Source organism: Williamsia sp. z71 (assembly GCF_059553375.1).
The window spans coordinates 428,194-443,044 of sequence record NZ_JCANWX010000001.1; the positions used below are offsets into that span (position 1 = coordinate 428,194).

Below are 14,851 nucleotides of genomic sequence, written 5' to 3' on the forward strand. Positions count from 1 at the left end.
TCCAGTTTTGCGGCAGGAGTATGGGGCTCGTCAGTCGAGCGCGACGCCGGGAACTGCGGAAATCACGTGATCGACGTGGTTCCCGCAGTCACCGGTACGAAGTTCTATGTGGAGGGGCGGGCGTCGATGACAACCTCGAATTCGAGGAGGCTCGCGCCCGAGGCCACCGGGTTCTTGCTCTCGCCCGCATGCGCCTCGCGGGCCGGTCCACCCGCCCAGGCCGCGAAGTCTTCTTCGGTCTCCCACTGGGTGACCACGAAGTAGCGGTCCTCGCCCTTCACCGGGCGCAGCAGCTGGAACCCGAGGAAGCCCTTCGAGCCGTCGACGGTGTGTGCGCGCTGGGCGAACCGCTTCTCCAGTTCGGGGCCGGCGCCTTCGGGGACAGAAATCGCGTTGATCTTCACAATTGCCATGTCGCTCACCCTACTGCCGTCGATCGCGCCGGTGAACCCCGTGAACATGCGGTCGGCCGCCTGCGGCAAGCGGCACTTCCGGATATCCCGGGCAAGGTGGTTTTCGCAGCTACTGTTCTACTTCGTGAGCGCTGACATCGGATTCATCGACTACGGCGGAAGGCCGGACGGGGCGCCGATAGTCCTGTTGCACGGACTCATGGGCCGGGGCCGGACCTGGCGGCGGCAGATCCCGTGGTTGCGCGGCCATGGCCGGGTCTTCACCTACGACGCGGCCGGTCATCGCGGCGCCGACGAGGCGTTGCCGAGCGGTCCCGAGGAGCTGTGCACGGAACGCTTCGTCGCCGACCTGGCCGAGGTCCTGACCTGGATCGACATGGGGCCTGCGGTTCTGATCGGCCATTCGATGGGTGGGCTGCATGCGTGGTGCACGGCGGCGGAGTACCCGGAATTGGTGGCGGCGTTGGTGATCGAGGACATGGCCCCCGACTTCCGAGGCCGAACCACGGCCGGCTGGGAACCGTGGTTCTCGTCCTGGCCGGACCGTTTCGATTCACTCGACCAGGCGCAGGAGATGTTCGGTGAGGTCGCGGGCCGGTACTTCTACGAGGCGTTCGACGACGGTGTGCTGCACGGCCGGCTGACGGTGTGGGCCGACATCGCCGAAGAGTGGGGGCGGCGCGATTTCTGGGAGCAGTGGCGGGCCGTGCAGGCCCCGACCCTGTTGATCGAGGCCCAGAACAGTGTCACGCCGGACGGTCAGATGGCGAAGATGGCTGCCGCGGTGGAGGGTTCGATCCTGCTGCAGGTGGCCGGGTCCGACCATCTGGTCCATGACAGCGCACCCGACGAGTACCGGGGCGCGGTGGAGGCGTTCCTCTGTGGTCTGCAGAGCACGGTGATCGGCCGGCTCCCGGGCGTTCAGGTCCCTTCGCCCGCAAGGGCGTAGCGGCCATCTGAGGTGATCTCCGCCAGGCCGTCGACAAGAAGCGAGTCGAGGGCCCGGTCGCGCTGGGCGGTGTCGGTGGTCCAGACGATGTCGAGTGCGGTGCGTGGCACCGGAATGGTGCTGTCGCGCAACACGTCCAGTAACAGCCCGCGGACCTGACGGTCGGTGCCCGCGAACTTCTGGACCTTGCGCACCGGGCCGGTGTGGGCGGGCGAGCCGGTGGCCACCCAGAGGCATTCGGTCAGTGGGCAGCTTTCGCATCTCGGATTCTTGGCGACGCACACCAGTGCACCCAGCTCCATCAGGGCTGCCGAAAACCTCGGTGCGCGAGCGTCGTCGGGAAGCAGTGCCTGCGCATCGGCCAGATCCGATCGCGCTGGATTTCCCGGTTCGGCGCGCCCGTGCACCGCCCTGGCGATGACCCGGCGGACATTGGTGTCGACCACCGGCACCGACTGCCCGTATGCGAAGCACGCGATCGCGCGGGCCGTGTAGTCCCCGATGCCGGGCAAGCTCAGCAGCACGTCGACGTCGGCGGGCACGATGTCCCCGTGTTCGGCGGCCAGCACGGCCGAGCAGGCGTGCAGTCGCATCGCGCGACGCGGGTAGCCGAGCTTGCCCCAGGCCCGCACCACCTCACCGACCGGCGTCGCGGCCATCGCCGACGGAACCGGCCACCTGCTCACCCACTGCTCCCAGATCGGGGCGACCCTGGACACCGGGGTCTGTTGCAGCATGATTTCGCTGATCAGGATGTGCCAGGCGCTCACGTCGGGCGCTCGCCAGGGGAGGTCTCGTTCGGCCTGATCGAACCAGGAAAGGAGCTTGCCTGGCGGCACCGAACCGGACAAGGGCAGAATGTCGGTCATGTCCTCAACATCTCCGGCTCAAGCATGGAAGAACCTGCGCGAAGGCAACGACCGTTTCGTGGCGGGCAAGGCGAATCATCCCAGTCAGGGTATCGAGGACCGCGCGCGTCTGGCTGCCGGGCAGCACCCGCAGGCGGTCCTCTTCGGATGCGCTGACTCTCGCGTCGCTGCAGAGATCATCTTCGATCAGGGCCTGGGCTCGATGTTCGTCGTCCGGACGGCCGGGCACGTGATCGACTCCGCGGTCCTCGGTTCCATCGAATACGCCGTCGAGGTGCTCGACGTGCCCCTGATCGCCATCCTCGGTCACGACAGCTGTGGTGCGGTCCAGGCCACCCTCGACGCGCTCGACGACCTGCAGATCCCGGGCGGCTTCATCCGGGACGTGGTGGAACGGGTCACCCCCAGCATCCTGGCCGGTCGCAGCGAAGGGCTCACCCGCGTCGACGAGTTCGAGGCACGCCACGTCAAGGAGACCGGTCGTCTGCTGATGCAGCGCAGCCGGATCATCTCCGAAAGGGTCCAGGCCGGACGGCTCGGCATCGTCGGACTCACCTACGAGCTCGCCGAGGGCGCGGTCAGCGTGCGGGGCACATTGGGCGAGATCGGCGACGACCCGGCCATGCCCAGCCTCGCCTCCTGAGCAGCGGCCGGCGGTCAACTGAGACCTCGCGCACAGCATCGTCTCGCGACACGCCGCCCGAGGTCGGACAGCCGGTGGCACACTCCCATTAGCGTCGGGGTGTGTTGGATCCTCAGGGCCCCCTGCCACCGGAAATTTATTGGCGCCGACGTGCACTGGCAGTCGGTGTGCTGGTGGTTGTGCTCGCGGTCATCGTGGGTCTGGTGTTCTGGGTGACCGGCGGCGAAGACAGCAACAAGAACACCGCCAACGGCACCGACCTCACCAGCTCGTCGAGCTACGCCCTGCCGTCGGCCTACAGCGATTCGGGTTCGGAATCGGCCAGTCCGAGTGCGGGCGGGGTTTCCGGCGGCGGCGGCGGTGGTGGTGGCGAAGCCGCACCGGGCAGACCAGATGGCTCCCCGGCTCCCGGTGACCCGGCGGTCGCCGGCGCGCCCGGTGAGACCCCGGCTCCGGTGCCGGCCAGCGGCCTGTGTCCCGACCAGAACATCTCGGTGGTCCTCTACACCGACAAGCCTGCGTACACCGAGGGCGAACAGCCGATCTTCACGATCGCGGTGACCAATGCCGGACTCTCCGAGTGCACGCGGGACGTCGGCAAGGCGATGCAGAGCGTGACCGTGCTGAACCTCGCCGGTGATCGGCGGATCTGGGCGTCGGGTGACTGTGCTCCGGTCGCCGGGGTCAACAACCAGCTCCTCAAGCCGGGCCAGCAGGTGCAGGACACCATCCAGTGGTCCGGCACCACGAGCACCCCGGGTTGCCAGACCCCGCGCGAGCCGGTGGTTCCGGGTGCCTACCAGGCGGTGGCCAAGATCGGCGAGAAAGCCAGCGCACCGATCACGTTCAACATCGATCGGGTCAACGTCCAGTAGCCTGCGGCGAATCCGCCCGGTGGTCAGTCGAACAGACGCCGGAAGACGTTGGTGTCGGCCAGATCCATCACCTCGTCGCCCCGCCCCGACAGGATGGTGCGCAGCGCGTACAGGGTGAAGCCCTTCGCCTGGGCGGCAGTCACGGTCGGTGGTATCGACAACTCCTGGCGGGCGGTCACCACATCGAGTAACGCCGGTCCGTCATGGGCGAGGGCTTCCTTGACCGCGGCCTCGAGGTCTTCGGGCGCCTCGACCCGGACGCCGTGGATGCCCAGCGCCCGGGCGAGTTCGGCGAAGTCCGGATTGTCCAGCTCGGTCCCGAAGTTCACGATGCCGGCGGCCTTCATCTCCAACTCCACGAAGTTGAGTGACGAGTTGTTGAAGACCACGATCTTGATGGGCAACCTGTGCTGGCGGATCGTCAGCAGCTCCCCGAGCAGCATGGCCAGGCCGCCGTCACCGGAGAACGTGATCACCTGCCGCCCCGGGAAAGCGCACTGGGCGCCGATCGCGTGGGGAACCGAGTTGGCCATCGTGCCGTGGGCGAACGAACCGATGAGGCGGCGACGCCCGTTCATCGTCAGATAGCGCGCCGCCCAGACCACCGGTGACCCGACGTCGGGTATGAACACGGCGTCCTCGGCCGCGTTGTCGTCCACCAGCTTCGCCAGATACTGCGGATGTATCGGCCGACGGTTGCGGTCGTTGGTCGCGAGGGCGTCCAAATCGGAGCGGGCCTTGCGATAGTGGGCGACGGAAGCGTCGAGGTGCTCGGTGTCGGCGTGCTCGGCGAGCATCGGCAGCAGGGCGTCGATGGTGTCCTCGACGCTGCCGACCAGTCCACAGTCGAGCGGGGCACGTCGACCGAGTTGCTCACCGCGGATGTCGACCTGGATGATCTTGGCCTTGTCGGGGAGGAACTGCTGGTACGGGAAGTCGGTGCCCAGCATCAGCAGGGCGTCACATTTCTCCATCGCACGATAGCCCGAGGCGAACCCCAGCAGACCGGTCATACCCACGTCGTACGGGTTGTCGTATTCGATGAACTCCTTGCCGCGCAGGGCATGGACGATCGGGGCCTGCAGTCTCTGGGCGATGGCGAGCAACTGCTCGTGCGCACCCTCGACCCCGGCACCTGCGAGGATGGTCACCCGGTCGGCGGAGTTCAGGATGGCGGCCGCGTCGCGGAGCTGATCGTCGGTCGGACGGGTGATGCGGGGGATGTGGCGGATCGGGGACGAACGCCGGCGACCGGAGCTCTTCTTCAGGAAGATCTCGCCGGGGATGACGACAACCGCGACGCCGCGCTTCTCGATGGCGGTCCGCATCGCGATCTCCAGCACCCGGGGCAACTGCTCCGGCACGCTGATGAGTTCGTTGTAGACGCTGCACTCGTTGAAGAGCTGCTCGGGGTGCGTCTCCTGGAAGTAGGTGCTGCCGATCTCGGCGGCCGGTATCTGGGCCGCGATGGCCAGCACCGGTACGCGGCTCCGGTTCGCGTCGAACAGCCCATTGATCAGGTGGAGGTTGCCGGGCCCGCAGCTACCCGCGCAGACCGCCAACTCGCCGGTCAGTGCGGCGTCGGCCGCCGCCGCGAACGCCGCTGCCTCTTCGTGGCGTACGTGCTTCCACTCGACGCTGCCGGCGCGCCGGATGGCGTCGGTGAGCCCGTTGAGCGAGTCGCCAGGCAGGCCGTAGACCCGCTCGACGCCTGCAGAGTGGATGACGTCGACGATTGTGTCTGCGATGGTGGCCATGGACCCAGGGTAGGTGTCCAAGCGGGTTTGGGTTCAGTCGAAACGTTCGATGCTCGACTCGGCCAGCCGGGACAGACCCTCGCGGATGTGCCGGGCCCAGATGCTCCCGATACCTTCGACGGCCTGCAGGTCCGCCGCAGTCGCCGCGAGAAGCGCCTGCAGGGTGCCGTAGCTGCGCACGAGTCGATCGATGTGGGCGAACTGCAGTCGGGGGATCCGGGCCAGCAGCCGGTAGCCGCGTGGACTCATCGCGGTGTCCTGGGCGTCGACGGTGTCCGGGTAGCCGAATGCGCGGGCCAGCGCGGTCAGGTCGAGCAGGTCGGCGTCGGTGAGCTTCTCGATGGCCGCAAGCGCCTGCTCGACCTCTTGGGTGCTCGCCGGTTCCGGGGTCGCGAAGTAGTCGCGAACCACCAGTTCGCGCGCAGAGTCGTTGTCGCCCACCAGTTCTTCGAGCTGCAGGCTGAGCTGTCGGCCGTTCACGCCGAGCTCGACGACGTAGTATTTGATCTCTTCGGAGACGCGGCGGACCATCTCGAGCCGCTGGACCACGGTCATCGCATCGCGCAGGGTGACGTAATCCTCGATCTCCGAGCGCGAGAGCTGGGCGCTGACCTCGTCCAGGCGGGTCTTGTACCGCTCGAGCGTTGCCACCGCCAGGTTCGCGCGCGAGAGGATGGCATCCGAACCCTCCACGACGTACCGGATTCCATCGACGTACACGGACACGATTGACATGGACGCGCTCACGGAGATCACCGGGTACCCCGTCTGGATGGCGGTCCGCTCGGCGCTGCGGTGCCGGGTACCGGATTCCTCGGTGGGGATCGACGGGTCCGGAACCAGCTGCACATTGGCCCGGACGATCCGGGCACCATCGGTCGACAGGACCACCGCGCCGTCCATCTTCGACAGCTCCCGCAGCCGGGTCGGCCCGAATGCCACGTCCAGATCGAAGCCGCCCGCACAGATGCTCTCGACCTCGGGATCGTGCCCGAGGACGATGAGGGCGCCGGTCCGTCCGCGCAGGATGCGTTCGAGGCCATCGCGGAGGGGAGTGCCGGGTGCGAGCCGGGCGATCGTGGTGCGGAGCAGATCGGAGGCCGGTACCTCTGGCATGAGGCGCCTTTCTGTAGTAACGCAGGTGGTGACTAGATTAGCTGTCTGTGAAAACCTCTTTTGTTTTGCCCGATGAGCTCGTCGCCGCGGTCCGGTCGCCCCGCGCTCCGGCGTTCGGCGAGAAGCTGCGCGCTCATTACCCCATGTGCTTCGGCTGCAGCGAGACGGTGCCGCACGGGTTGCACATGGTGGCCACTGCGGGCGAGGGTGCCGCGGTCACCGCACGCATGCGGGTCGAGCCCCGATTCGAGGGTGGCCCCGGCGTGATCCACGGTGGCATCCTGTCGGCCGCGTTCGACGAGGCGCTCGGTATGACGCACTGGATGGTGGGATGCGCCGCGGTGACCGCGCATCTGGAGATCGACTTCGCCAAGCCCATCCCGCTGGGCAGCGAACTGCGGATCGAGGCGGTGGCCCACGGGACCGTGCGGCGCAAGATCTACACCAGCGGCATCGCGTATCTCGGCGACAACACCGAGCCGGTCGCGGCCGCGCACGCGATCTACGTCCGGATCGACCCCGCCGAGCACTTCAAGGACAGTGCCGCCAACAGCGGCGCCGCCGACCAATTCGCCGAGAGCCTGGCTCGCAAGGAGGAGCGCAGGCGCCGGGCCGAATCCTCAGAATGAGAACGGACCGGCCGGGCCCTTGAGTGCCGCGCGCATCGCCGTCTGAAGGTCGGCGACCTGGGTGATCTTGATGCCCGACGGCAGATCCAGGGACCCGGCCGGAACGATTGCGTGTTTGAAGCCCAACCGCTTTGCCTCTGCCACCCGCCTGCCGACCCCGGCCACCCGGCGCACCTCGCCGGCCAGACCGATCTCGCCGAGCGCCACCATCGAACCGGGCAGCGAACGTTGGGCGAGGATGGAACTCAGTGCCAGTGCCACCGACAGGTCGGCGGCGGGCTCGCTGATCTTCATGCCGCCGACGGTGGCGACGTAGACGTCCTGGTCGTAGGTCGGCAGGTTGGCCCGGGCGGCGCAGACGGCCAGAATCATTGCCACCCTGGCCGAATCGAGCCCGACCACGGCGCGGCGCGGGTTGGCCAGGCTCGATTTCGACACCAGCGCCTGGACTTCACCGAGCAGCGGCCGCTTCCCGTCCATCGCCACGGTGATGGCGGTGCCCGCGACCCCGATGTCGCGGTGATGCAAGAACAGTTCGGACGGGTCGGTGACCTCGTGGATGCCGTCTTCGCGTTGCTCGAAGCAGCCCACCTCGTCGGCCGATCCGAAGCGGTTCTTGATTCCCCGGACCATGCGCAGCGGGGAGTGCTTGTCACCCTCGAAGGACAGGACGACGTCGACGAGGTGTTCCAGTGAGCGGGGACCGGCCACGGTGCCGTCCTTGGTGACGTGGCCGACGAGGATGACGGCGATGCCGGCGTTCTTGGCCAGCGACGTCAATGCCGTTGTCACCGCGCGAATCTGGGTGACACCGCCGTTCACGCCGTCGACGTTCTGGGCGATCATCGTCTGCACGGAGTCGACCACCATCAGCGACGGCATCACCGCCTCGGCGTGGCCGAGTACCGCGCCGAGGTCGGTTTCGGCGGCGAGGTAGATCTCGTCGTGGACGGCGCCGGTGCGTTCGGCGCGGAGTCGCACCTGCCCGGCGGACTCCTCGCCGGTGACGTACAGCGCCCGGCGGCCTTGCAGCGCCCACTGTTTGACGGCTTCGAGCAGCAGGGTGGATTTGCCGACACCGGGTTCTCCGGCGAGGAGCAGGACCGAACCGGGGACGATACCCTTGCCCAGCACCCGGTCGAATTCGCCGATGCCGGTGGGGAATGCGGCCGCGTTGGTCGCGTCGATCTGGGTCATGGGACGAGCCGGCTGGCTGGGAATGGTTGCGACGGTGGCGGATTTACCCCCACCGATCCCGGAGCTGCCCACGGTTGCCAGGGCAGCTTCGCTCACCGAACCCCATTCACCACATTCCGGGCAACGGCCAACCCACTTGGCGACCTGGTATCCACAGGCGCTGCACCGATATGTCGACTTCTGTTTGGCCACCGGCTGACTCTAGCCAGCGGGTCCGACAGCGCTGTGCCGACCCGCGCACGAGAGAGGGGCCACGGCGATTGCCGTGGCCCCTCTCTCGGGTTCTTGTGGTGACCGGATGCTAGTGGTGCCCGCCCACTTCGACGTGGTCGGCGTCGATGCCCCGCGGCTTGTCCTGGCGCGGCAGGATGGGTCCGGCGTCGATCGGGACGTCGATGGTGGTCTCGCCGGCCTTCTCGAACTTGAAGACCAACGGGAAGGTCAGGCCGGGGGTGAGTTTGTTCGGCTCACCCTGCACGGTCACCTCGACCCACTTCTCTTTCGGGTTGATCGGGTCGAGGGTGGTGTTGTGCACCACGTCGCGGTCACCCGCGCGAAGCACGCCGAGGGGATCGATCTCGGTCTCGCCCTCGACGGTGACCTTGCCCTTGCCGTCGGGGAAGGTGATGCTCTCGAGTTTGTCCGGGGTGTCGGGCGACTCGTTGGCGATGAGGAATGCCAACTGGAGCGGTCCGCCGTTGACGAACTCCTCGGTGCTGCCGCCCTTGGGGTAGACGATGTGCACGTTGCGCAATGCCATGGCCCCGGCGTCGATCTCGTTGCCGTTGATGGCCGGCGCCTGATCGGGGGTCTGGGCGATCTGGCCGGCGCCGCACGCGGTGGTGCCGATCAGCAGGCCTGCGGCGATGGCTGCGGTGGCGAGGATCGTTCCCACTCGACCACGCCGGGCCGATTCTTTGTGCACTGACACCGGTTTTCCTCCGAGATAGGTCCTGATGCGACGCGCGCCTTGTGTGGCGGCCGCGCAGATACTCACCGGCGCCCACCAAAATCCACAACGCGTGCACTACGCAGCGTAGTGGGCGAGTGTCGGCAAATTCCGATCGGGTCGCAAAAACGGTCCGTTTCGCATCGCCCACCAAACTGGCATGATGATTCTCATGAGTGAGAATCTGATTTCCACCTCGCGTCCGGCCCAGGTCGGCGGACGGCCGGGGATGGTGTTGCCGGGTCCGGTGTCGTTCGCGTCGGACTTCGGGCTGACGTCGTTCCAGCCGTCCCCGCAACGATCCGTGGTCCGGGCCACGCTGACCGACAAACTCCGGGACGCCGGCGGGTCGGCCTCGACCGGGGTCCTGATGACCGTGGTCGACATCGTCGCCTCGGACCCCGCGCTGATCGCCGCCTCCCCGGACTGGACCGCGACCCAGGATCTGTCGCTGTACGCCGCCGACCCGATCACCCGCGGGCCGATCGTCGCCGACGCCAGGCTGGTCCGGGCGGGTAAGAAGGTCGTCGTCATCTCGGTCGACATCTACGACGGATGTGGGGTCACCGATCTGCGGGTGCTGACCGACGACATCGATCGCGGAGCCCATGGACTCACGCACGCCGGGCGGGCGCTGGTCGTGTTCGCCCGGATCCCGCGCACCGCGGCGGTCGATGCCGATCTGTATTCGCCCGCGAAGACCGTCGGCACGATCCGGGAACGCACGCCGATACCGGTCGAGGGGTCCGTCTATACGCGGCTTGGCATGCGGGTCGTCGATGCGGGTTCCGGTGTCCTGGAACTCGACCTCACCTCCTTCGTCGTCAACCAGATCGGCACGATCCAGGGAGGGGCGCTGGCGGTGCTCGCCGAATCCGCCGCCTGTGCCATGCGGCCGGGAATGGTGGCCTGCGACATGCAGATCCACTATCTGTCGCAGGTCCGGGTCGGGCCCGCCCGGGCCAGTGGTGAGGTCGTCCGCGATGCCGGCGACCACAGTGTCGTGGATGTCCGGTTGGTCGACGCCGGTGCCGGTGACACGGTGCTGGCGCTCACGACGGTCACACTTCGGCATCAATTGATGTCGTAGCGATCCGACGGGGTCGCGCGGGCCCGGAACGGTCCCGTTCGCGGCGGTCTGAAGCGGTCGCCAAAATCGGTTGTCGGGCGGGGCCTTCGAGTGCTGTGGCCCCCTGGGTTGAGGTGGTGCGCCAGCACACATTTCGGGCGTCGTCAAGACTTCGAATCCGGCCGCTATGCCGCTGACCTGCGCAGTTGGCTGATGGCGCGGAACGCACCGTGCTAGACTGGTGAAATCGAAAGGGGCATGGAACATTGAATTTCAAAGTTGGTGACACCGTTGTCTACCCCCATCACGGTGCCGCACTGGTCGAAGACATTGTGACCCGAACCATCAAGGGCGAGGCCGTAGAGTACCTCGTTTTGAAGGTGGCCGATGGTGACATGACAGTTCAGATCCCGTCTACGAAGCTCGAGTACGTCGGAGTCCGTGACGTAGTCGGAGAAGAAGGTCTGGGCAAGGTATTCGACGTCCTCCGGGCGCCCCACACCGAGGAGCCCACCAACTGGGCTCGCCGGTTCAAGGCGAACCAGGAAAAGCTGATCTCCGGCGACATCATCAAGGTTGCCGAAATCGTTCGCGACCTCTGGCGTCGTGAACAGGATCGTGGACTCTCCGCAGGTGAGAAGCGAATGCTCACCCGTGCGCGTCGCGTCCTGGTCGACGAGCTCTCGCTGGCACAGAACACCAACGACGAGAAGGCTTCGATCATTCTCGACGAGGTTCTCGCCGCCGCTTCCTGAGCGCGTCGCTTGATTCACTGAATGTCTACGGTTGCATTGATCCCGGCCGCAGGTCGCGGAGAGCGACTCGGCATGGGTTTACCCAAAGCGTTTGTCGATCTCGCAGGTCAGAGCATGTTGCACCACTGCGTGCAGGGTGCGCTGGCCGGCGGGGTCGTCGATCGTATCGTCATCTCGGTTCCCGTCGATCTGGTTGACCAGGTCCGGTCCGAGTTCCCCGAGGTCACCGTGGTGGCCGGGGGTTCAAAACGTTCGGACTCGGTGAAGGCCGCATTGTCGGCCGCGCCGTCCGATACTGAAGTGGTGCTGGTGCACGACGCCGCCCGCTGCCTCACACCCGCATCGTTGTTCGCCGACGTCGTCGACGCTGTCCGATCGGGCGCGTCCGCGGTTGTCCCCACCCTCCCGGTGGCGGACACGATCAAATCCGTCGACTCCACCGGCCTCGTGACCGGGACCGTCGACCGCTCCTCGCTGCGTGCGGTGCAGACCCCGCAAGGATTCGATTACGCCGTGCTCACCGCTGCCTACGCCGCCGCGGAGACCGATTTCACAGATGACGCCGGTCTCGTCGAATCGCAGGGCATCGCCGTGCAGACCATCCCCGGCGACCCGCTCGCCTTCAAGATCACCACCGCCTGGGATCTGAATCTGGCCACCTGGTTGCTCACCGATCGGGCGCGCGCATGAGAGTCGGGATCGGAACCGACGTCCATCCCGTCGAAATCGGCAGACCTTGCTGGATGGCCGGATTGCTCTTCACGGACGCAGACGGATGCGCCGGGCACTCGGACGGCGATGTGGCCGTTCATGCGCTCTGCGACGCACTCCTGTCCGCAGCGGGCCTCGGAGATCTCGGCTCGGTGTTCGGAACCGGACAACCGCAGTGGGAGGGCGTCAGCGGCGCCCGGATGCTCACGCATGTCCGCGAACTCTACGAAGCCCAGGGATTCGTCGTCGGCAATGCCGCCGTCCAGGTGATCGGCAACCGGCCCAAGATCGGGCCGCGCCGCGCGGAGGCCCAGCAGGTACTCGGTGATCTGCTCGGCGGGCCGGTCTCGGTCTCCGCCACCACCACGGACGGTCTCGGATTGACCGGACGGGGCGAGGGCGTTGCTGCCGTCGCCACTGCACTGTTGCTTGACCAGTAGGATTGCCGATCGTGACCCTGCGCCTTTACGACACTGCCGCCCGAGATCTGCGTGAATTCACGCCGATCCGTCCCGGACACGCCTCTGTGTATCTGTGTGGCGCCACCGTCCAGGGTGTGCCGCACATCGGCCACGTCCGCAGCGGTATCGCCTTCGACATCCTGCGGCGCTGGCTGGCCTACAAGGGCCTTGATGTGGCGTTTGTGCGCAACGTGACCGACATCGACGACAAGATCCTGCGCAAGGCGGCCGATGCCGGTCGTCCCTGGTGGGAATGGGCCGCCACCCACGAGCGAGAGTTCACCAAGGCCTACGACCAGCTCGGGGTGCTGCCGCCCTCGGCCGAACCCCGCGCCACCGGCTTCATCACGCAGATGGTGGAGTACATGCAGCGGCTGATCGAGCGCGGGCACGCCTACGCCGCCGACGGCAACGTGTACTTCGATGTGCTGAGCCTGCCCGACTACGGCTCGCTGTCGGGACATCGTCTCGACGACGTCCATCAGGGTGAGAGCGCCGGCACCGGCAAGCGCGATCCGCGCGACTTCACGCTGTGGAAGTGCGCCAAGCCCGGCGAGCCGTCCTGGCCGACCCCGTGGGGCCGCGGGCGTCCGGGCTGGCATCTGGAATGCTCGGCGATGGTCACCTCGCTGCTGGGTTCGGAGTTCGATATCCATTGCGGCGGAATGGATCTGATCTTCCCGCATCACGAGAACGAGCAGGCGCAGAGCCATGGCGCCGGCGACCCGTTCGCGCGGTACTGGATGCACAACGGCTGGGTCACCATGGGTGGCGAGAAGATGTCGAAGTCGCTCGGCAACGTGGTCGCCATCCCGGCGATGCTGCAGCGGGTGCGGGCCGTCGAACTGCGCTACTACCTGGGCAGCGCGCACTACCGGTCGATGCTCGAATACTCCGAGGGCGCACTGCAGGAGGCCGCCGCCGGATACCGACGGGTGGAATCCTTTGTGCACCGGACGGTTTCGCGGGCCGGTTCAGTACCGATCGGTGAGATCACCGACGCGTTCGCCGCGGCGCTCGACGACGACCTCGGCGTGCCGTCGGCCCTTGCCGAGATCCATGGTGCGGTCCGGGTCGGGAACACGGCACTGGAGTCGGGCGACCATCAGGCCGCCGTGGAAGCGGCCGCATCGGTGCGCGCGATGATGGGCGTGCTCGGCGTCGACCCGTTGGCGCCGAACTGGGCGGCTTCCGGGCCGGACGCCGAGACCAAGGCCGCGCTCGACGTGCTCGTCCGGGCCGAGCTGCAACGCCGGACCACGGCCCGTGCCGAGAAGGACTGGGCCACCGCAGACGAAGTTCGTGATCGGTTGGCGCGCGCCGGGATCGAAGTGACAGATACACCGGACGGCCCGCAGTGGTCGATGTCCGAAACAAGAGAATCCGTGGAGACGGACCGATGAACGCGGTGCCGGGTAAACCGGTCACCGGGGATTACAGCGCATTTCGCGTAAGGTGGGTGGCCTGATGGCCGGCAATTCAAAACGTAAGGGTGCAGTCCGCAAGGGCGGCAGCAAAAAAGGACAGACCGTGGGTTCGGGCGGACAACGCCGCCGTGGACTCGAGGCCCGGGGCGCAACCCCGAAGGCGACTGAGCGCACGTACCACGCGGCGCACAAGAAGGCGAAGGCCGCGGCCAAGCGTTCGGGTGGAACCACCGGCGGACGCGTGCCGCGCGGCAAGCCGACCACAGATGGTCCCGAGTACGTACTCGGTCGCAACCCCGTCGTGGAGTGCCTGCGTGCCGGGGTTCCGGCCACCGCGCTCTACGTGGTCCTCGGTGGCGAGGCGGACGAACGGGTCACCGAGTCGGTGCAGCTGGCCGCCAACGCCGGTATCTCGATCCTCGAGGTACAGCGTCCCGAACTGGACCGGATGAGTGCCAACGGCATGCACCAGGGCCTGGCCCTGCAGGTCCCGCCGTACCGGTACGCCCACCCCAGCGACCTGATGCAGCAGGCGATCGACAGTGGTCGTCCGCCGTTGCTGGTCGCGCTCGACAACATCACCGACCCGCGCAACCTCGGTGCGGTGATCCGCTCGGTGGCCGCATTCGGTGGCCACGGTGTGGTGATCCCGGCCCGACGCAGTGCGTCGGTCACCGCGGTGGCATGGCGTACCAGTGCCGGTGCCGCAGCGCGTCTGCCCGTCGCGCAGGCCACGAATCTGACCCGGACACTGAAGGATTGGGCCGAGTCGGGTGTACAGCTCGTCGGTCTCGACGCCGATGGTGACGTGACCCTCGACGAGTACGACGGCTCCGGACCCACCGTGATCGTGGTGGGCTCCGAGGGCAAGGGCCTCTCGCGCCTGGTGCGCGAATCGTGTGACTCGATCCTGTCGATCCCGATGGCCGGGGATGTCGAGAGCCTCAACGCCTCGGTCGCCGCCGGTGTCGTGCTCGCCGAGTTCGCTCGCCAACGCCGCTCCTGAACCCGATGATGTGCCCTTTTGGCGA

The 14,851-nt window shown here is 67.2% G+C and carries 16 protein-coding genes; 10 read left to right on the forward strand and 6 right to left on the reverse strand.

Translation table 11 applies throughout. The features are described 5' to 3' along the window. Window positions 1–104 precede the first annotated feature (104 nt). The gene (locus AC51GR_RS01880; protein ID WP_496322934.1) at window positions 105–413 is read right to left on the reverse strand and encodes an antibiotic biosynthesis monooxygenase family protein; all 309 of its coding nucleotides are present in this window, start codon (window positions 411–413) and stop codon (window positions 105–107) included. A 124-nt stretch (window positions 414–537) separates the two neighbouring features. Between AC51GR_RS01880 and AC51GR_RS01885 the strand changes: the two genes are divergently transcribed. Then, the gene (locus tag AC51GR_RS01885; protein WP_496322935.1) at window positions 538–1,362 is read left to right on the forward strand and encodes an alpha/beta fold hydrolase; all 825 of its coding nucleotides are present in this window, start codon (window positions 538–540) and stop codon (window positions 1,360–1,362) included. Here the strand turns inward: AC51GR_RS01885 and AC51GR_RS01890 are convergent. Then, window positions 1,335–2,213, reverse strand: coding sequence for an HhH-GPD family protein (locus AC51GR_RS01890; RefSeq protein WP_496323339.1), 879 nt, complete (start codon window positions 2,211–2,213; stop codon window positions 1,335–1,337). The genes AC51GR_RS01885 and AC51GR_RS01890 overlap by 28 nt on opposite strands. A 16-nt stretch (window positions 2,214–2,229) precedes the next feature. Here AC51GR_RS01890 and AC51GR_RS01895 point away from each other — a divergent pair, with 16 nt between their 5' ends. Both AC51GR_RS01895 and AC51GR_RS01900 read left to right on the forward strand, forming a co-directional pair. Beyond that, window positions 2,230–2,874, forward strand: a complete 645-nt coding sequence (locus AC51GR_RS01895; RefSeq protein WP_496322936.1) for a carbonic anhydrase — start codon at window positions 2,230–2,232, stop codon at window positions 2,872–2,874. A gap of 101 nt (window positions 2,875–2,975) precedes the next feature. Further along, entirely contained in the window at window positions 2,976–3,749 is a 774-nt protein-coding gene (locus tag AC51GR_RS01900; RefSeq protein WP_496322937.1) for a hypothetical protein, read from the forward strand. Between the two features lie 23 nt (window positions 3,750–3,772). Here AC51GR_RS01900 and poxB read toward each other — a convergent pair whose 3' ends face one another. Together poxB and disA are read right to left on the reverse strand one after the other, a co-directional pair. Next, window positions 3,773–5,506 (reverse strand): ubiquinone-dependent pyruvate dehydrogenase, encoded by a 1,734-nt coding sequence (poxB, locus tag AC51GR_RS01905; protein ID WP_496322938.1) that lies wholly within the window; start codon window positions 5,504–5,506, stop codon window positions 3,773–3,775. 33 nt (window positions 5,507–5,539) lie between these two features. Then, the gene (disA, locus tag AC51GR_RS01910) at window positions 5,540–6,622 is read right to left on the reverse strand and encodes a DNA integrity scanning diadenylate cyclase DisA (protein WP_496322939.1); all 1,083 of its coding nucleotides are present in this window, start codon (window positions 6,620–6,622) and stop codon (window positions 5,540–5,542) included. Window positions 6,623–6,669: 47 nt separating this feature from the next. Between disA and AC51GR_RS01915 the strand changes: the two genes are divergently transcribed. Next, window positions 6,670–7,251 carry a PaaI family thioesterase gene (locus tag AC51GR_RS01915; RefSeq protein WP_496322940.1) on the forward strand — a complete coding sequence of 194 codons (582 nt, stop codon included), beginning with the start codon at window positions 6,670–6,672 and terminating at the stop codon, window positions 7,249–7,251. On the opposite strand, the gene radA is transcribed toward AC51GR_RS01915, so the two are convergent. Together radA and AC51GR_RS01925 are read right to left on the reverse strand one after the other, a co-directional pair. Further along, complete coding sequence (gene radA, locus AC51GR_RS01920; RefSeq protein ID WP_495514583.1) at window positions 7,243–8,640, reverse strand: DNA repair protein RadA; 1,398 nt, start codon at window positions 8,638–8,640, stop codon at window positions 7,243–7,245. The two genes, AC51GR_RS01915 and radA, sit on opposite strands and share 9 nt — an antisense overlap. 109 nt (window positions 8,641–8,749) lie before the next feature. Further along, on the reverse strand, window positions 8,750–9,379 hold the full coding sequence (locus AC51GR_RS01925; RefSeq protein ID WP_496322941.1) for a copper chaperone PCu(A)C domain-containing protein: 630 nt from the start codon (window positions 9,377–9,379) through the stop codon (window positions 8,750–8,752). Between the two features lie 190 nt (window positions 9,380–9,569). Between AC51GR_RS01925 and AC51GR_RS01930 the strand changes: the two genes are divergently transcribed. From AC51GR_RS01930 to rlmB, 6 genes are all read left to right on the forward strand, one after another. Then, complete coding sequence (locus AC51GR_RS01930; protein ID WP_496322942.1) at window positions 9,570–10,487, forward strand: PaaI family thioesterase; 918 nt, start codon at window positions 9,570–9,572, stop codon at window positions 10,485–10,487. Window positions 10,488–10,732: 245 nt separating this feature from the next. Continuing rightward, complete coding sequence (locus AC51GR_RS01935; protein WP_020107769.1) at window positions 10,733–11,221, forward strand: CarD family transcriptional regulator; 489 nt, start codon at window positions 10,733–10,735, stop codon at window positions 11,219–11,221. A gap of 21 nt (window positions 11,222–11,242) precedes the next feature. Continuing rightward, the gene (gene ispD, locus AC51GR_RS01940; RefSeq protein WP_496322943.1) at window positions 11,243–11,911 is read left to right on the forward strand and encodes a 2-C-methyl-D-erythritol 4-phosphate cytidylyltransferase; all 669 of its coding nucleotides are present in this window, start codon (window positions 11,243–11,245) and stop codon (window positions 11,909–11,911) included. Then, window positions 11,908–12,372 carry a 2-C-methyl-D-erythritol 2,4-cyclodiphosphate synthase gene (ispF, locus tag AC51GR_RS01945; protein ID WP_496322944.1) on the forward strand — a complete coding sequence of 155 codons (465 nt, stop codon included), beginning with the start codon at window positions 11,908–11,910 and terminating at the stop codon, window positions 12,370–12,372. The genes ispD and ispF overlap by 4 nt, the downstream gene beginning before the upstream one ends. 11 nt (window positions 12,373–12,383) lie before the next feature. Beyond that, window positions 12,384–13,796, forward strand: coding sequence for a cysteine--tRNA ligase (cysS, locus tag AC51GR_RS01950; protein WP_496322945.1), 1,413 nt, complete (start codon window positions 12,384–12,386; stop codon window positions 13,794–13,796). 64 nt (window positions 13,797–13,860) lie between these two features. Then, complete coding sequence (gene rlmB, locus AC51GR_RS01955) at window positions 13,861–14,826, forward strand: 23S rRNA (guanosine(2251)-2'-O)-methyltransferase RlmB (RefSeq protein ID WP_496322946.1); 966 nt, start codon at window positions 13,861–13,863, stop codon at window positions 14,824–14,826. Window positions 14,827–14,851 lie beyond the last annotated feature (25 nt).